Raw genomic sequence first — 19,301 nt, forward strand, 5'->3', positions numbered from 1 at the left:
ATGTAGATTAACAACTAGCAGCTATTTTGGTGTGAAAAGTGACGGACGAGAATTTTAAAACCATAACAATTAGTGAGTTGACACCAGGGATGTACGTCAGTGACATTGTTGAGCAGTCTGGTAAGGTGAAGTTAAAAAGCCAGGGGCGAGTGACTAGTCAGAATGTTGTGACGGCTCTTCGCAAGCGGGGTGTGCTAAAACTTATTATTGATTTATCTAAACAGTTTGATCCGGAAGACGAATCTGCAAAGACCGAGCAATCGGATGCCACCATCTCAAAAAAAGAAAAAAAAACAAAAGCGAATTTCAATACTGAGCTCGTTAAAGCGGAAACCATTTACAAACAGGGTAAGAGTATTCAGAAAGCCTTGTTGAATGCGGTAAAGCAAGGTTTACCTTTTGATGACCGCATACCCAGTGCATTTTCCCATAGTCTGATTGAGTCAGTGGACAGAAACCCCGACGCCCTACTCTGCCTTACTCGAATTCGAGAAAAAGACGATTATTTACTGGAACATTCGTTGAACGTGGCCATCCTGTTAGCAAATTTTGCCCGTCACATGGGAATGGATGATGACGCAGTACAAGATTTAGCCTGTGCTGGATTTCTCCACGACTTAGGGAAAATACGCATTCCGGACGAAATTTTACACAAACCAGCTCGGCTTACTGACGATGAAATGGAGGTGATGCGCAGACACGTTGAATACGGAGTAGAAGCGCTGATGGACGTTGAATTGGACAAGGCGCTGATTAGAACGGTAAGTGAGCATCACGAACGATTAGATGGCCTTGGCTACCCTGCAGGAACAAAAGGGGACGATATCAGCGTTGCGGGACGTATGCTTGCCATTGCTGACATGTACGATGCGTTGACGGCTGACCGTTGTTACAAACCTGGTATGCCATCACAAAAAGCGTTTAAGATCCTAATGAGTGATTGTCCCAATAAGCTTGATACCGCGCTTGTACAACAGTTCATCAAAAGTATGGGGATATTTCCCGTGGGCAGTTTGGTTCAGTTGTCGAATGATAGGCTTGCCATGGTATTGGAACAAACTGATAACCCCCTTAAGCCAGTGGTCAAGGTTTTTTACTCAGTGAAAGGCAATCATTACGTTCCGGCTAAAGATATTAATCTAGTGCAGGATTCACGTATAAAAGTTGAAAAAGCGGTGAAAGCGAGCGATTTCAAGATCGATTTTAATCAGTACTTTTCACAACACATTTCCCTGTAAGCGTTGTAGCAAAATAAAGACAGATGGGAAAATATTTCCCATCTGCCCATCGTAACAATAAGTAGTAAACAAGCCACTCTCTCATGCCGAACATGCATTCAGCCAGCGTTCATCGAGGTTCACCTATCCTTATTCTTGAGCAAATCAGAAATGGAATGGTATTTGCTGTTAGTGTTTTCATCATCGAATAAGGTCTCTGAGGTAAGTATGAGAAAAATTTTGGCAGTGGGCTTAATGACTGCCGCGCTTACGGCGGCGGGATGTGCAAATAACCCTAACAACACGCAGAAAGGCGCCGCTATTGGTGCAGTGGTGGGGGCGCTTTTAGGTAAAGCTACCGGTGACAATGATAAAAGTCGCTACGCTTGGGGGGCTGCAGTTGGTGCTATTGCTGGTGGTGCAATTGGCAACTATATGGATAGGCAAGAAGATGCACTGCGAGAGCAACTAGCTGATACTGGCGTACAGGTTGTGCGGGAAGGCGATAATTTGCGGTTAATTATGCCTGGGGATATCACGTTTGCGACTAACAGTGCTGCAATTAGTCCCAATTTCAATCCCGTGTTACAAGACGTAGCAACAGTGGTTAATCAGTATGAGAAAACAGTACTGCTGATTGAAGGGCATACAGACGATACGGGAACGGCGGCTTATAACCAAACGTTGTCTGAACAGCGGGCACAATCAGTAAAAAATTTGCTGGTGACATTCAGCGTAAATCCAACACGGGTTACCACTGTGGGGTTGGGTGAATATCAACCAAAAGTACCAAATACGTCTGCCGATAACAGGCAAATGAACAGACGAGTGGAACTAAAAATCCAACCCTTGACGCAAAGCAATACTGCGCGATAGATTCAAAAAAGGGGGGAGCCCCCCTTTTCTTCCTTCATTCCATTCCGATAGTTTGGAGACCTTAACCGGTCAATTCAACTTTTGTCTATATTCTTAATATCTAAGGTATTCCTGGTCATTCTACAGTTCTCTAAAGTATAAGGTTAGACGAATGTACAGCCTTGCTGACAGTACTTTTTACTATAAAATTCAGTGCATTCTATAAGAACTAACTTTCTTAAAAAATTACGTTGGAAATTTGCTTTCTGAAAAGTGTGAACTATTTTTTTAATGTTCGTTAGTAATTTTGAAACAGACATTTGTCTGCCTTGATAGGACACACATGAACTTTTTACTTCGCTTATCAGTTGCTCAGAAAATCTATCTTATTCCTATTATTGGGGCTGTGAGTTTCGTGGCTTTCGTTATTATCAATAGTATTGTATCTGCGCAAAATGCCAGACAGTTGCAAGCTGCGGAACTTATTGACTTCCCAGCGTTACAACTTAGCACATCGGCTTCCACAAATATGGAAAAGGTTCGTGACGCACTAGCTTCGGCAGTAACTACTGGCGACACAGATGCGATTGATCAAGCCGTGCAGTTTGCCGGACAAGTACGTGACGAGCTATCTGATATAAAACAAATTGACCCGAGTTTAAGTCATTCAGTCAAACGCATTTTGGATGACTTCAATAGCTATTTTTCTCAAGCAGAATCTCTGACAACCGGCATGATGACAGACACGGTGGATTACAACTCGCTTGGTGAGCAGCTCGAACAAATGAATCAAAAATACGATCAAAGTATCAGTACGCTGAACACCTTTAAAAGCGAAAGGCAGGCTACTTTTGAGCGCGCTTTTGCAGAATATAATTCTGCCCAAGATTTTTTGTTTTGGTTGGGAATTATTATGGGTGTAATAACGACGTTCATTTTGTTTGCGACAGCGTTACCTATTATCAATGAGATCAGAGGAAATTTATTAAGGGTTGTGGGTTCGCTCAAGGATTTAGCAGAAGAAGACGGGGATCTCACTATTCGTTTGGAGGCAAAATCACAAGACGAAGTGGGTGAACTGGTGAAGTACTTCAACCGTTTTATGGAAAAATTACAGACGGTGGTTAAAGACATCGTTAATACTTCGTTGCCACTGGCAGATCTCGCGCAAAACCTCAGTCAGCTGACAGATGTCACAAATCAGACTATTGAAGTCCAGCAGGGGGCTGCTACGAAAGCAAAAAGTGCAGTAGATAATATGAATGAATCTGTAGGTGCCGTTGCGGCAAGTGCGGCGGAAGCTGCTACCGCTGCTGACGAAGCATCTTCAGCGTCTACAAATGGTCAGCAGGTGGTAAACAGTACAGTTTCCAGCATTCAGTCTTTGGCAAAAAATGTCAGTGACACTGCTGAAGTGATTCGTCAGCTTGAAAACGATTCTAATCAAGTGGGCGTTGTTTTGGATGTGATTAAAGGCATTGCAGAGCAAACAAATTTATTGGCACTTAATGCCGCAATTGAGGCGGCTCGCGCCGGAGAGCAGGGCCGTGGATTTGCCGTTGTAGCCGACGAAGTACGTACCCTGGCTTCTAAAACTCAACAATCTACGGAAGAAATTCAATCAACTATTGAACAACTTCAAAACGCCGCTCGATCGGCGGTCACTGTGATGGCTTCAGGTACATCACAAGCTGATGCAAGTGTGGTAGAAGCGACAAAAGCAGGTGAAAGTTTGACAGTCATCACCGAAACCATCAGTCGGATAAGTGCAATGAACGGGCAAATTGCCAGCTCAACCGATGAGCAGCAGGCAGTCGCCACTGAAATTGTGGGTTATGTTGACGAAATCTACGCGCGCACTGATGAAACCTCGAAAAACTCAGTTCGGCTGGCCTCAGCAAGCAATGAATTAGCCGGGCTGGCGAGTACCCTTGAGTCGATAGCGCGACAATTTAAAGTCTAATTTTAACAACAACAGTAGCTACAGCTACGAAAACTTGAAATCACGAAGGGCAGAGCGTGTGACGGGTATGGCTCGCCTTCGAATCGAACAACCTTTACCAGAGAAATCACTATGAAAAACCTTATTATTCCAGCTTGTTTACTAGCGTCAGCCGCGCCTTTCAACGCGTTTGCTGAAGTTAACCTGAGTGGCTTTGGCAGCGTAGTTGGAGGAATTTCCACAGAAAGCGACGCAATTGTTCGCGGCTATGAAGACAGCGTGGAAATAAAACAAGGCTCTTTCTTTGCCTTACAGGCTTATTCTGACTTAAGTGACGGTTTAAGCGCCACGGTGCAAGTTCGCGCGCGTGGTCTAGACGACTGGGAACCCGAGTTTACCTGGGCTTACCTGTCTTACGAAGTCGACACGAATTGGCGGATCCAGGTGGGTCGCCAGCGTATTCCCATTTATTTGTATTCCGACTATCTGGATGTGTCTTATGCTTATCACTGGATAGCGCCGCCGAGCGAAGTATACAAAGCGACTTTTGACTCCATCGATGGTATTTCCTCTATTCACGATTTTAGTGTGGGTGATGCCATGGTTAACCTGCGTGCTTATTACGGGCAGGAAGATTATACCAATGCAGATGGTGATGAACTGGAGCTGGATGATGTATTCAGTGTGGTTGCCAGCGTGAACTACGGCTGGTGGACATTTCGTACCAGTTATATCCAATTTGATATGACAGGTAACATCGGCCTGGGCGAGCTGGTAAATGCGTGGAAGCAAACGCCTTACGGCAGTGTGGGTGACGATCTTGCCATAAATGAAGACCGTCTGACCGGCTTCGAAGTGGGCGTAATCTTCGATAATCAGGATTGGCTATTCCTTGCCGAATATATTCCGTCTACATTGGAAAATTCCGTAATTGGTGACTACGAACCGTGGATGGTTTCTGTTGGTAAGCGTTTCGGTGAAGGGAAATACATGATACACGGCACGGTGGGCGAAGATGTTGTTGAATCTGCAACCTCAGTAAACGGTGTGCCAGTGGGCGTTGATCCTGCTTTAGATGCATTAATTGCGACCACAGAAGGGGTGATAGACAGGAACACCTATGAAAACATGTTTTACACTGTAGGTTTGCGCTGGGATTTTCACGATTCTGCTGCCTTTAAAGCTGAGTATACGCATACAGATCTGGCTGAGGGTGGTGATGCCGGCCTGTTCCAGGTTGCTTTGGTTACTGTATTTTAAGGAGCTGCTATGAAAATTACTAAAGTGACGTTAAAAGCTGTGGCGTTTGGGCTGTTAGTGAGTAGTCAGGCTCTGGCAGACGTGGCCGTTATTGTGAACCCGTCTTATGCAGGAAGTGCTGATAAGGAAGTGGTATCTCAAATCTTCCTAGGTAAAGATAAATCGTTAACGCCCTTCATGCAAAAAGGCGCGGTGGCCGATGAGTTTATCGACAAAGTACTGTCGCGAAATTCTGGCCAGTTTAAAGCCTACTGGGCAAAGCTGTCTTTTACCGGTGGTGGACGTCCACCAAAAGAGTTAGGGAGTGATGCTGACGTACTCAATCAGGTATCGTCAGATACAGGTGCAATCGGTTTTGTCGATGCCGGCGCTGTGAATGACTCTGTGAAAGTGTTGTTTACGATGTAAAAAAGAAACGCCGCAATGCGGCGTTTTCCTTTTCTAAAGTGTCTGTATAATTTTTTCTTGGGGTAGCCTGGCTTTTGGTAATCCGTAGTTCCAGTCTTCACCTTCTTTGTGATAGCCCATGGCTAATGCCACTTCACACACGTGACCGTCTAATTCTGTTTCGAATATCTCGCCAAGCAATTCTGAGTCAACACCTTCCATAGGGGTTGATGCAATTCCCAAACGAGCCAGCGTGTGCAATACGTTACCCAATGCCAGATATAGTTGCGCTTTAGTCCAGTGACCGTTATAGCCTTGCTCGTCGGTATTGGCCTCTGCAAATGCGTAGGCACCCATAAAGTTGTCGTACATCTCAGCTGGTAAGTGGCCTGAAGCAACTTCTGCGTCTACCCTTTCGCGAAATTTATCTCTGGTAAAGAACGGGTCGTAGGCGAACAGAATGATATGTGAAGCTTCCTTGGCATGAGGTTGATTAAACTGATGTTTATTGGCAAAAGAATCAGAAAAACGCTGCTTGGCGTCATCGCTTTCTATGATGATAAATTTCCACGGCTGAGAATTAATAGAGGAAGCTGATAACCGCAAGGCCTCTTTTATTATTTCAAGATCAGTGTCGGAAATTCGTTTCGATGCGTCGTACTTTTTCGCAGTATAACGCTTGTTGAGATCAGTAATGATTTGCTGTGACATGGTATGGCTCCGATAACGATTTACACGATATAAGCCAGTTTATGGATTTTTTTAAAGTTGATAATATAGTTTGAGAGACAAACAGTTTTTTATTTTTGTTGATAATTGAGTCTGCTATCACAGATATGATGGAAAATACGCGCTGATGATTGGGCAGCGCGTATGGGGTCACACAGTTTTGGCTGCCTTTTTAAATCAGAATGTGGCCGATACCCCTACCTGGAAACGACGCCCTGAATACTGTAAGCGCGTAACGCGTTCTCTTACGTCTGCGTATTCAAGAATGTTTTCATCTGTTAAGTTTATAACCTCAGCCTTAAGGGTAAAGTTGTCGTCAATGTCCCAGGATGTACTAAAATCGAATTGACCATAGTCCTCGGCGTGTTTTGGTAAGCCTCCGCCCACCTCACTTTGGCGCTGAATGAGAAAAGCTTCGCGCCAGTTATATGCCAGACGTGCCTGAAACCCGTCTTTGTCGTAAAACGCAATGAGGTTGTAAGCGTTTTGAGAGAAGCCTTCCACACCACTGCCCGGCGACAGCACCCCTTCCTGCTCAAATACGTCGGCTTCATCATCACTGCTGTCTGTGTACGTATAGTTTGCTTGTACCCCAAAGCCGTCAAGCCATCCGGGTAAATAATCAAAGAAGTGCAAAGCCGCCAGTTCTACTCCACTTAAAGAAACACCACTGCGGTTACTCTTTTGCGTAACGGTTTCTCTTACATCCCAGTCATCTGTACCATCAAAGTTTCTGTCAACGTCGAAACCGGAATCCTGTACAAAGGTTTGGGTAGCAATCCAACTGCTGAAATCTTTAGTGAAAAAGTTAATACTGTAGCTGTTTCCGTTGTCTTGGTAATACTCCAAAGCTACGTCAAACTGGGTGGCCTGATAGGGTTCCAGATACGGGTTGCCCTGATTTCTTGCGTATTCTGTGAGGCGTACCCCTGACACTGACATATTTACGCCCACGTCTTCCAGCGGTGCTCGTGTCATTACTTTGGCTGCCGAGGCTTTAATATAGAACCCGTTGTTAAAGTTAAAGTTTAGGTTGGCGCTGGGAAGAAAATCGCTGTAAGAGGTAGCGGCATCTGTGTACACGGGGTCGGAGGTGGTAACAACAATTTTCTCACCATCATCCCGACCTACTTCATCCATGCGTATATCGAGTACTTGTATCGCAAAACCCTGAGAGGTATTTTCAGAATCAATATAGCGAACACCCACGTTGCCCGTCCAACTGACGGTATTGAAGTCACCTTCAAAGTTTAGCTGTGTATACAACGCTAAAATTTCTTCGGTGTTTTCTACTGATGCATTGGGGACGAGTTCATTTGCACCCCAGTTTTCATCCTGTGTAATGGCTTTCATTGCGGCAATATAGTCGGATAAACTATTAATTGAAATGAAATTACGAGGGAAGTTACCGTCTACATCTGTTAGAAAATCTCCCCCGGATCTCACGGAAAATAAGTCGTCGTCTAAGTCAATGAGTGCACCGCAGGTATTTACTGCCGCAGATCCACACTGAGTATTGTCTGAGTTGTATTGGTTGAGTGATTTTTCCCTGTCAGTGTACGCGATACCCATATCTACACTGTATAGGGTACCTGCGTCGACGGCATAAGTAGCGTCGAATTTGACTTCGAGTACCTCGTCTTCCCGCTCATCCCGTGAGCGTCTGTTCCAGTGAGCCTTAACGCCTGCCGGGTCATTCCACTGAATACTGGAATCGATGTTAATAATATCCGCTCCGCGACTGTCAAAAGAGATGTAATCGCTGTCGGTTAATCCATCTGCATTGATTATATTGGGAACATACTGCTCCAGCCTCGGCTCGGACTCTGCCTTTGAATAAGAAACATCGGCTTCATAGTGCCAGTTTCCCTTATACGCTGAAAAATTATAGCCAATCGCATAGGTTTTAGAAGACTCTCCTCGGGTTTGAAATAAACCATCTAAAGGATCGGCATTCTTTCTGGCTGACAAAATGGTACTGTTTTGCGAGACGATAACATCTTCGAAGCCGTCGCGATGTAAAGGCGCTTGCATGCCGTTGCTAAATGCATCCCGTTCAAAATCGGTATAAAAAGCGTCAAGAGTGTGAGTTATGTCATCACTCTGCGCAAATTGTAGTGTTACGTTGGCACTGGTTCGGGTGCGATCTTCAATATCTGACATATATTGAGCTCGGCCCGGGTACCATAGCGTTCCACCGGTAATGACACTGCCGCTTTCATCTACAATAGGCCCTGGAGCGCGTTGTACATCATCAGCCTGTACGTTGTCCCAAAACGCGGTTTCGTGGGCATCAATACGGTTTTCTGTTTTAGTATGGGCAAAACCGAGCAGCACGCCAATATTGTCATTGCTGTACGTATTGCTATAAATACCCGAAAAATTAGGAGTGTAGGCGTCAGCCAGGTCATTGTATTTTACATTTACCGAACCGGCTATATGCTCACCTGGGCTATTTAATGGACGAGCCGTGTTAATTGTAACGTAGGAACCGATACCGCCTTCTGCAATATTAGCGCGGGACGCTTTTATTACATCGGCACCCGCTATTAATTCTGAGGGCAGCACCTGGAAATCAAATTCTCTCCCTCTCTCTGAGGTTGCCAAAGTTCGATCATTAAGTTTAACAGTGTTGAATTTGGGACCTAACCCCCTTACTGTTATCGCGGTGCCTTCTCCATTGGTACGAGAAATCATCACTCCGCTGATCCGTTGGAGCGACTCCGCTACGTTTTGATCGGGGAATTTTCCAATATCTTCAGCGACAATACTGTCTTGTATAGAAGATGCGTCTTTTTTCAATGACATGGATTCATTCAAGCTGCTTCGAATACCTCTCACCTGAATGACTTCAACACTATTGTCAGCAGCGGGTTGTGGTGCTTGGGCAAGAACGTGGCCCGACCCAAAGGCGGCAGACACCGCCATACTAACGGTGAGAAGTTTGAATCTTCCGCTAAATTTCATTTCTCGTCTCCTGGCTTTGATTACAGTAATGGCTTGCATTCAGCGCATCACGCGTAGCAACCAATGCTATGTAGGAGCACGTGTAAAAACTAACAGGATTTCAGCAAGAAACATCATCATGCAATCATTTTGTAAATATTTTGTATTTATTTGTGTAGTTTTTTTGGGCTGTTGATATACGGATTTGTGTTGATAAATTCTTTTTTTTCAGTGTTTTAAAAATTTATTTGGCGTTGGGTTAATACGTGTTATTTTCTTTTTATTTACTTTTCCGTTGTGAAACTATCGTGGTAACCATTGTAAATTGCTTCTGTCGTGGCTCCGATAAATACGTAATGTTAACAATAAAAACAAATATTTAATATTTTTCGCGCTTAGGCTAACAGTTATTGAATTTTAATAATGCTCAAATTAGGTTGGCTTCATAGCGACCACTATTTAACTAGCAGGTGAGCAAAGATGAAAATTATAAAAAGGTAAGAGAAATGAAACTGGAACAGCTCGACATTACTGTATTTATCGCCTACGTCATAGGCCTATTGTGTATTGCTCTATGGATTTCAAGGAACGATCACAAGGGGGATCGGAATACCGAAGACTATTTTTTGGCCAGCAAAGCATTGCCCTGGTGGGCAATCGGTGCCTCACTTATTGCCTCAAATATTTCAGCTGAACAGATCATAGGTATGTCTGGGTCGGGATATGCTATTGGTTTGGCCATTGCATCTTACGAATGGATGGCTGCCATTACCTTAATTTTGGTTGGTAAGTATCTACTGCCAATTTTTCTCAAAAACAACATTTTCACTATGCCTCAATACTTGGAGCAGCGCTTCGACAGTCGCGTAAAAACAACCCTTGCACTGTTTTGGCTGGCGGTTTTTATTTTTGTCAATCTGACCTCCGTGCTATGGCTAGGCGGCTTAGCTATTCAAACCGTAGCGGGTGTTGACTGGATGTTCGGTATGATTTTTTTGGCCGTGCTGTCGGTAGCTTATTCACTGTATGGCGGGTTAAAAGCGGTTGCCTATACGGATATTATACAAGTGGTGTTACTGGTATTCGGGGGCTTGTTTTTGAGCTATTTGGCTCTTGACACTATTGCTGGTGGCGAGGGTGTTTTGGCCGGTTTTCAAACGCTGACTGAAAAAGCGCCGGGTCACTTCGATATGATTTTATCCAGGGACAACCCCAATTATATGAGTCTGCCTGGTATTTCAGTACTCATTGGCGGCCTATGGGTTATGAACGTTGGCTACTGGGGCTTTAATCAATACATTATTCAGCGCGCACTGGCAGCGAAAAGCATACAGGAAGCGCAGAAAGGCATCGCGTTTGCGGCTTATCTCAAGTTGCTTATGCCTATTATTGTCGTGTTACCTGGAATTGCCGCGTTGATTCTATATCCTGATTTGACGGCGCCGGATCAGGCTTATCCGTCTATGATGAGCTTGATGCCAGTCGGCATTAAAGGGTTGGTGTTCGCCGCCTTGGTTGCCGCTATTGTTTCCTCTTTAGCTTCTATGACTAATAGTATTTCTACTATCTTCACTATGGATATTTATCGCAATATCGTGCCTGATAGAAGTCAGCGCCACTATGTTCACATTGGCAGAATTTCTACCTTGGTGTCTCTTGGTATTGCGCTACTAATGGCTGAGCCTCTACTCGGTAAATTTGATCAGGCTTTTCAGTATATCCAGGAGTTTACCGGACTCTTCTCGCCAGGGATTACGGCCATATTTCTGATGGGGATGTTTTGGAAACGCACGACATCGGCGGGCGCACTAGCATCAGCTTTGGGATCGGCAGTGTTTTCATTCGCTTTTATGTTTTTGTGGCCAACCTTGCCCTTCATGGACCGGATCGGCATCGTATTTATTCTTTGTATAGGATTGTCCGTTCTGGTGTCGCTAAACGGGGGTAAGCCGCAGTCCGACTGTTCCGTAGATATGTCAGATATCAGCTTCCAGACCCAACGGGGGTTCAATTTAGCTGCCCTTGGCGTAACGGTAATCCTGATACTTCTCTACACTATCTGGTGGTAAATACCCAGACGGGTAAACCGTCAAAAGACGAATAGACGGACCGTTTGTAAATTTACTGCTTGTTGTGAAACGCCATGTTGTCATGGCGTTTTTTTACGTTATTTTCTGTTATCGCTCGTCTTTACTCGTTAGCTGTCGTTGTTAATTTGCTCGCAATAGTTTATTAGCGGCTGGCGTTCTCCACTTATCACATGAAGAGACTGCGATGAAAATATGTGTATTACTCACTTTAGTGCTACTGGGGTTTTCGGTTCAACTTCGCGCCGAAGGACATGTTCAGAAAAAACCGAACATAATCGTGTTTGTGACTGACGATGAAGGCTTTCACCATATCAGTCGTTATGGCGCTGACGTACAAACACCTGCTATTGATGAGCTGGCTGAAAAAGGAGTGACATTCACACAAGCTATCGCTCCGGCTGCGGTGTGCACACCAAGTAGATATTCGATAATGACTGGCTTATATGCTGGTAAAAATAAGAGCAATACGTTTATTTATTTAAGCGGCACGCATCAGTTTTATCAGACTAGGTGCTCGTGCCGCCTCTTCTCAAACAAGTATTCCCGGAGCTTTTACTCCCTCTTTTTCTCAGCTGTTAAACGCAACAGTCGTGTTTTTGGGGTGTAATCGATTACATCCATGGCTGGATAAATAAACGGAATAAATCCTGGAATTTGTCGATAAACTTCCCTTTCAGCCTTAATGTATCAAGAAATGAACATAAATAAGTAAAAATGTAAACGTTTACTTGGCGTTTGTTGCTATTTCTGCATTATTCCCGCTATTATAAGGTTTCAGGATTAAAGTAATTTTACGCCTCAGCGTTGATTGACGAGAGGCAAGGGATTCCATGACAAACATTAAGAAAGTTAGTGAACTTGCTGGGGTATCGACCGCAACGGTTTCCCGTACCCTTAAAACGCCCTCGCTGGTAAATGTTAAGACCCGTGAGAAGGTGATGATTGCAGTTAAACAGGCTGGCTACCGACCAAACTGGCTTGCCAGTAGCGTTAAAAGTGGTAAGTCTAACTCCATTGTTGTGTTAGTCCCCAACCTGGTAAACCCGTTTTTCATGCGTATTATTGAGGGCATCGAGAATGCCGCTCAAGAGCGTGGATACACAGTGTTACTGGGTGATACTCAGGGTGATCAGCAAAGAGAAAATGAATACGCCAGCATGGTATTGTCTAATCGAGCTGATGGTTTAATACAGCTGGATCACTCCTTTCCGTTCTCAGAAGCCGACGCCGAGTTGGCCGAAAAAGTACCTATGGTCAGTGTGTGTGAGCGCATAGTGGATAAACCTTACCCCTACATAGAACTTGATAATTACGCAGCAGGCCGTGCGGTTATGAATCACCTTATAAGCTATGGTCATAAAAAGTTTGGATTTATTGCTGGCCAGCGGTCATCGCTGATATTTCAAGATCGCCTCGCCGGTATGAAAAGCGCTATGGCTGAGGAAGGGATCCCCTTCGACGAGTCCTACCTGGTTGGCGCAAGTTATGACTTGGATACCGGCGTGTCAGGTGCGAAAGAATTACTAGCCAAGTCAGAACAGCCTACCGCAATTTGTTGTTTTAATGACGATATTGCCATGGGCGCATTGTACGAATTAACTCGGTGTGGTTTGTCTGTGCCTAACGATATATCAATTACGGGTTTTGATAACGTTCGCGTGTCAGGGTATGTTAATCCACCTTTAACAACTGTTGACCAACCCGCGTTCGACATGGGTCAGCGCGCGGTGAATGTGTTAATTAAAATGATTAAAAACGAGCCCTTAGCGAGGAAACGGGAAATTCTTCCATTTCAGCTGCTTGAACGCGAAAGTTCAGGTCCGGCAAAGACTACCTAGCAACCTAATTTGTATCCCGAAGTACCAGCAGTTAATGATTTGTAAATAATTTTTAGGTTTCTTTGTTGACAACCTTGATTGTCAGTCATAATATCGACTTGTTACTGTAAACGATTTCATAAAGATTTCAGAGAACGTTTTTACACTAACCATGCTTTAGTGCATGTATCCATCTGAAAAATTTATAAATAAAAACCAATTTGATATTCCTGTATGTGATTGTGATTTCGATTACATATCTAATGGAGGCAACACATGACTACGCACAAAAAACCGGGACAAACAAGAAAAGTGACGAGGTTTCAGAAGTCACTGATGTGTTTATCAGTTCTTTCCGCCTTTGGCGCCGCTCATGCACAAGAGCAGACAGATCAACAGACCGCCCAAGCTGACGACGCACTGGAAATTATAGAAATTAAAGGCATTCGCTCAAGTATGGCGGAAAACCTTGCAACCAAGCGAATGTCGCAAGCGGTGGTTGACGCCATTACTGCTGAAGATATTGGTAAATTCCCTGATAAGAACGTAGCTGACTCGCTGCAACGCGTACCTGGTGTTGTTATCGCACGGGATGGTGGTGAAGGTGCACGAGTAAGTATTCGCGGTTTGAGTTCAGATCTTACCTTTACCCAGTTGAACGGTAACTTTATTGCCTCCTCTCCCGGTGAACCTTCCCGGTCATTTGATTATACGTTACTGCCTTCAGCTATGATCAAAAAAGTCGAAGTATTCAAATCATCAGAAGCGCGCCTGGATGAAGGCGGCGTGGGTGGTTCGGTTCTTCTGCATACCCGTAAGCCGTTTGAAATGGAAGCGAATTCCGGAGTACTGAATTTAGAAGCTACCTATGCAGATGTAACGGAAGATTATGAACCACAGGGTACGGCGTTGTATTCGTGGAAAAATGAAGACGAAACACTTGGCTTTTTAGTTGGTTATACGAAGCAAGACAGAACTAACCGTACTTTGTCGGGGGGAACTGATGCCAACATATGGCGTTGGACCGGCGAAGCCGGCAGTGCTGTGGATGCCAATGGCAATCCCATCGACAACAACAACCCTTGGGCGGCACTAAACGATGCCAACGGCAATACATATAGCGATGTGTATTTTCCTCAGGTAGCGAGAACCTCTGTTATAGAAGAAGACCGCCAGCGTCAGGGTGTTCAGTTAACCGGTCAATGGCGACCAACAGATCGTATTGAAATAACCGCAAACTATTTTGGTTTTGAACTAGGTCAGGATAGAACCTTGTCAGTAGTTGATATTCCGGAATGGTCGTTAAGTCCTAATTTTCTCTCCAACGTAACTCTTGATGATGCGGGGTTAAACGTGATTGGCGTTGACTATGTCGTCGGTGCTGGTGGTGTTGAGAAAGACATGCAGTTTCCATGGATTAGAGGAACTTATACACGGGAAGAGTCAACTTCAGATACTTTCGATTTTAGCTTTTCATACGATGGCGATGACTTTTCTGCCACCGTTGTGGTAGGGCATACCGAAGCGGAAGGCGGACCTACAGAAAATTGGGAAGCGGCTTACAAGAGTTCTAACTGGGGTCAGGGCGATGACTTCATTGAAAATGCTGCGCAATATGCCGGTTGGTCACTGGGTTCCGACAGACTTAGTATGTATATGGACCCTAACACCCTCAACGCTTTACTTTCTGGCGTGGGTGGTGCGGCCGATCCTGGTTCTTCAGGTTCGAGCTTTGTAAACAGTGAACTGGAAGAGGATTATGCGCAAATCGATTTGGATATATTTGTAGATTGGGGCATGTTCCATACAGTTAAAACCGGTATGAAATATCGCAAAGGAGAGCTGCATCGCGAAACCGGCAATAACTTCTTCCTCGACCCTGACTTTGACATTGCAGCAGCAGAGGCCACTGAAGACGGTATCGACGTATTTGATAGCTACCAGTGGAATGACGGTATGCCAGCCGCTGCTGATGTGCTTAATTCATCAGGTGAAGACAATATCGCAGGTGGCTTCGACATTAATTTGATGCCAACAATAAACTGGGATAAGTACCGCGATATCATTACGTCGAATTACGTTCCTTACACGCGTATTGAAGATCAGTTTGTATACGACATTGAAGAAGAAATCCAAGCGGCATACGTACAAGGTGAATTCCAATACTCTGATTTTCGCGGTAACGTGGGTGTTCGCGTAGTACGCACGACAACCACTGCTGCATCTACTGATTTGTATACTTATTTCCTTGATAATGTCGATGATGAAACAGGTGAACCCGTTACTGGTGATGATCGGTTTGTTGAATCGTTTGATCTTATTGAATCGGAAAATACCTACACTGAAGTGTTACCCAGCTTGAACATTGTGTGGGATGCTGGTGAAAACTTGGTGGTTCGGGCTGCTGCTGCCAGGGTAATGTCTCGGCCTGGCTATAGCGCATTAGGTTCTCAGGAAAGAATTTCCTTTGTGTCTGATGAGTGGGCGTCTGACCGTGCAGAATTTAACGAGCTACCGGGCTTTAGAGGCAGTGGTGGTAACAAAAATCTCGAACCGTATCTTTCTGACCAATTCGATTTGTCACTAGAGTACTATTACGGTGAAGGGTCTGCCGTCGGTACAGCTGTTTTCTATAAAAAAGTAGATAACTTCATTGTTCCATTAGTTATAGATCGAACCACTGACTTCGCTGGTTTTGGCGATATTGTACCTGCCGGTGAAATTACCATATCACCCTACTCTACTTCGGGTAACGGTTCTGATGCCAAGTCAAAAGGTATGGAAGTATTTATCCAGCATGCCTTTGAAAACGGCTTTGGGTTATATGCGAACTACACCCGCAATATCACCAACAAGGCGGATATAACCGTAGATGGCGTGTTAGAGGGGCAGTCTCCTCTTGTTGGCAGTGCGAAGTATCAGTACAACCTGTCGGCTTACTACGAAACCGATGATTACAGCTTGCGTGCGTCATGGAATAAGCGTGGTGATACTGTTCTGGGCCTTAATAGCGGCTTCAACGTTTACCAAGACCCGTATGATCAAATTGATTTAAATGCGTCCTATTCGATCAATGAAGACATCGTGGTGAACGCGTCTGTGGTCAACGTGACCGGAGAAGAAGCCACGTCACGTGTGGGCGACGACGTTTCGTCGCGAATATACAACACCAGTTACTCAGGTAAGCGTTATTACGTAGGTGTTACCTACAACTTCTAATGCAGGGTGTCACAGAATAAAAACGAATAGGAACGATTATGAACAATATCAAGAAAACAAAAGTGTCTCTGTGTGTAGCAGCTGTACTGGGTTTATTGTCGGGCTGTGGCGGCAGCAGCAATGAGCCGGATCCACAAGACGCGCCGCAGCCGCCATCAACACAGGCTGAGTTATCCGGAAGTGTCATTAAAGGCACAATGATAGGGGCTAACCTTTCTGCAACAGCTCTGGTTGGCGGAGAAGCCAGCTCAAGTGGTGCGGAAACAGACAGCAACGGCACTGCATTTTTTACCGTCAATTCTAAGCCCGGTTTCGCTTTTAAAGGCCTCTATCGCATTGATGCTACTGCAGATAACGACACAACCATGATCTGTGACGCCAGTGCATGCGGCGCAGTTGGTCTGGGGGAAACTGTAGATGCGACGCAGCTCGATGGCGTGACGCTTTCTACGTTAACTTGGGTTGAATCCCCATTGGGAAGCCAAGCCGATGGCACGGCAGAAGCTGAATTCCAGGCCAATGCATTAACGACATTTGCAACAGTATTAGTTGAACAAGCTATTGCAGAAGGACGTAATATTTCTGCACAAGCAACCTTGTTACCAGCGCAAAGTGAATACAGCGTATTGTTAATGCGTATATTAGGTGTAGATGCCTCAAATGTAGACGTGTTCTCCATGCCTTTGGTAAGTGTTGATTCGGTAGACAGCGTAGCAGATTTGAGTGGAAATGCGCTTACTGCATCATTGATAAACGCGGCGCTTGCTAACACAACTGAAGACGTGACAATTGCGGCACACATCAATGCATTAACCGCCCTTGTAAAATTGGCTGCAGCCGGTGACGAAGACGCAATTACGCAAATTCGTACGCAGTTATTAGCTGCGTTAACAGCACACCCTGTTGTCAATGAGTTGGCTATCGACCCGGCTACTATTGTGGATCTGACTTTACCTGTAGTGGTGGAATCCCAGGCTTCAGGTCCTGTAGTGGAATATACTACTGCGCAAAACATTGCTTCTGCTGCTATTGAGTGGCGGGCGGAGATCAGTGAAGGTGAATCTGGTGACAAGGTATTTGACAATGACAACAACACCAAATGGCTCGACAATGCAGCAATTCCTTCCGCCGAAGAACCGTCCTGGATTAGCATCGCGTTTGAGCAAGCCATTCCGGTAAATACACTTTCGATCACCAGTGCTAATGACGCACCAGACCGCGACCCGGAAAATGTGTCGCTGGAAGCGTCTAATGATGGGGAGCAATGGATAACCTTAGGCGAATGGGCTGGCTTGTCTTTTGATGACCGCTTCCAGACACTGGATCTGCCTGTGGATAATAGTCTGGCTTATACTCACTACCGTATGAACGTCACCAAAAACAAAGGTGATACCAGCTTGATGCAAATTGCTGAGGTTGAGCTTAGCGGACCACTTGAAGCGGCGGTTGTGCATTCAGATAGTGCGAGTGAAATCACAGCCCGAGGTTTTATCAGCGATGGTGAAGCGCCGGAAATGGCTTTTGATGGCAGCAGTGAAACTAAATGGCTTGACGATTCTGGTGTGCCGTCGGAAACCGATCCTTCCTGGGTAGACCTTGCGTTTGCATCGCCGGTTAACGTTAATACGTTGGCGATGATCAGCGCCAATGACGCGCCGTCCCGCGACCCTGAGAATTTCTCAGTGTTGGGGTCTAATGACGATGGGGAAACCTGGACGACGTTGGCCAGTTGGGTAGGCGAAACCTTCGACGAGCGCTTTGAGCGCAAGTCGTTTAGTTTCCAGAATGCGAAGTCATTCAGTCTATATCGCATTAATATTACCAAAAATGCGGGCGATGATAGCCTGATGCAGGTAGCTGAACTTTCACTTATTGGCCCAGCTAGTGCTCCTGAGAACCTTGGTGCCGCAAGTGGCGTTGTTGTTGAGGCCAGAGGTGCAATTAGTGAGGCAGAAGCTGGCGCAATGGCCTTTGATGGAGATGCCAATACGAAGTGGCTCGACGATACAGGTATTCCAACCGCTGAAGACCCTAGTTTTGCAACAGTAACATTGCCTGAAGCAAAAGCCGTGACTACCTTTACGATTACCAGCGCTAACGACGCACCAAGTCGCGACCCGGAAAATGTAGCTCTGCTGGGCTCAGATGACGGCGAAGACTGGTTTGTATTGGGTGAGTGGGCAGGTCTTAGCTTTGATGAGCGTTTTGAAACGCAAACTTTTGCGCTATCCAATATGCGCGCATTCAGCCGTTACGAAGTACAAATTAGCAAAAACAAAGGCGATGATTCTTTAATGCAGGTTGCCGAATTTGGCTTGTACGGAACTGACTATGCGGCAGTAGATCACAGTGATAACAGCGCTAAAGTTGTTACTGCAAGAGCGGCGATCAGTGACGCAGAAGCCGGCGAAATGGTGTTTGACAACAGTATTGCCACCAAGTGGTTAGACAACGCAGGTATTCCAACTACTGATGATCCATCTTGGGTAGAAATTGTACTTCCGGAGCCAGTGGTTGTGAACCAGTTTGCAATGACCAGCGCGAACGATGCACCATCACGGGATCCTGAGAACTTTGTGTTACTTGGTTCTAACGACGGTGAAAACTGGCAGGAACTGGGCGCCTGGGCTGGGGAGAGCTTTGATGAACGCTTTGAGCGCAAAGTATTCTCTACTACAAACGGCAGGGCATTCAGCCAATATCGCATCAACATTACCAAAAACAAAGGTGATGACAGCTTGATGCAAGTAGCTGAATTTGAACTGTTAGGACCACAGCTGTAAAGCGTCTTATGTAAACTAAAAAAGCTACCTCTTTTGGTAGCTTTTTTATTTCTAAA

Annotated in this window: 12 protein-coding genes; 10 read left to right on the top strand and 2 right to left on the bottom strand. The window is 45.2% G+C overall.

The window, feature by feature from the left end:
* Positions 1-38: 38 nt before the first annotated feature.
* The 5 genes from KO518_RS00295 to KO518_RS00315 all read left to right on the top strand — a co-directional run bounded on the left by KO518_RS00295 (position 39) and on the right by KO518_RS00315 (position 5,682).
* Positions 39-1,238 carry an HD-GYP domain-containing protein gene (locus KO518_RS00295; RefSeq protein ID WP_371742202.1) on the top strand — a complete coding sequence of 400 codons (1,200 nt, stop codon included), beginning with the start codon at positions 39-41 and terminating at the stop codon, positions 1,236-1,238.
* Positions 1,239-1,445: 207 nt separating this feature from the next.
* Positions 1,446-2,093: an OmpA family protein gene (locus tag KO518_RS00300; RefSeq protein ID WP_216023824.1), complete on the top strand. Its 648-nt coding sequence runs from the start codon at positions 1,446-1,448 to the stop codon at positions 2,091-2,093.
* 322 nt (positions 2,094-2,415) lie between these two features.
* A complete protein-coding gene (locus KO518_RS00305) occupies positions 2,416-4,035 on the top strand; it encodes a methyl-accepting chemotaxis protein (RefSeq protein WP_216023825.1) in 1,620 nt (539 codons plus the stop codon).
* 111 nt (positions 4,036-4,146) lie between these two features.
* A complete protein-coding gene (locus KO518_RS00310) occupies positions 4,147-5,274 on the top strand; it encodes a hypothetical protein (RefSeq protein ID WP_216023826.1) in 1,128 nt (375 codons plus the stop codon).
* Positions 5,275-5,283: 9 nt separating this feature from the next.
* The gene (locus KO518_RS00315; RefSeq protein WP_216023827.1) at positions 5,284-5,682 is read left to right on the top strand and encodes a phosphate ABC transporter substrate-binding protein; all 399 of its coding nucleotides are present in this window, start codon (positions 5,284-5,286) and stop codon (positions 5,680-5,682) included.
* Between the two features lie 33 nt (positions 5,683-5,715).
* Here KO518_RS00315 and KO518_RS00320 read toward each other — a convergent pair whose 3' ends face one another.
* Together KO518_RS00320 and KO518_RS00325 are read right to left on the bottom strand one after the other, a co-directional pair.
* Positions 5,716-6,372, bottom strand: coding sequence for a nitroreductase family protein (locus KO518_RS00320; protein ID WP_216023828.1), 657 nt, complete (start codon positions 6,370-6,372; stop codon positions 5,716-5,718).
* A 195-nt stretch (positions 6,373-6,567) separates the two neighbouring features.
* Positions 6,568-9,357, bottom strand: coding sequence for a TonB-dependent receptor (locus tag KO518_RS00325; protein WP_216023829.1), 2,790 nt, complete (start codon positions 9,355-9,357; stop codon positions 6,568-6,570).
* 485 nt (positions 9,358-9,842) lie between these two features.
* On the opposite strand from KO518_RS00325, the gene KO518_RS00330 reads away from it, so the two are divergent.
* The 5 genes from KO518_RS00330 to KO518_RS00350 all read left to right on the top strand — a co-directional run bounded on the left by KO518_RS00330 (position 9,843) and on the right by KO518_RS00350 (position 19,245).
* Positions 9,843-11,405 carry a sodium/sugar symporter gene (locus KO518_RS00330; RefSeq protein WP_216023830.1) on the top strand — a complete coding sequence of 521 codons (1,563 nt, stop codon included), beginning with the start codon at positions 9,843-9,845 and terminating at the stop codon, positions 11,403-11,405.
* A 205-nt stretch (positions 11,406-11,610) separates the two neighbouring features.
* Positions 11,611-12,033: a sulfatase-like hydrolase/transferase gene (locus KO518_RS00335; RefSeq protein WP_216023831.1), complete on the top strand. Its 423-nt coding sequence runs from the start codon at positions 11,611-11,613 to the stop codon at positions 12,031-12,033.
* Positions 12,034-12,256: 223 nt separating this feature from the next.
* Positions 12,257-13,264, top strand: a complete 1,008-nt coding sequence (locus tag KO518_RS00340; protein ID WP_216023832.1) for a LacI family DNA-binding transcriptional regulator — start codon at positions 12,257-12,259, stop codon at positions 13,262-13,264.
* Between the two features lie 255 nt (positions 13,265-13,519).
* Entirely contained in the window at positions 13,520-16,462 is a 2,943-nt protein-coding gene (locus KO518_RS00345; RefSeq protein WP_216023833.1) for a TonB-dependent receptor, read from the top strand.
* Positions 16,463-16,500: 38 nt separating this feature from the next.
* Positions 16,501-19,245, top strand: coding sequence for a discoidin domain-containing protein (locus KO518_RS00350; protein ID WP_216023834.1), 2,745 nt, complete (start codon positions 16,501-16,503; stop codon positions 19,243-19,245).
* Positions 19,246-19,301: the final 56 nt, after the last annotated feature.

Source organism: Aestuariibacter sp. A3R04 (genome assembly GCF_018860805.1).
Taxonomy (GTDB): domain Bacteria; phylum Pseudomonadota; class Gammaproteobacteria; order Enterobacterales; family Alteromonadaceae; genus Alteromonas.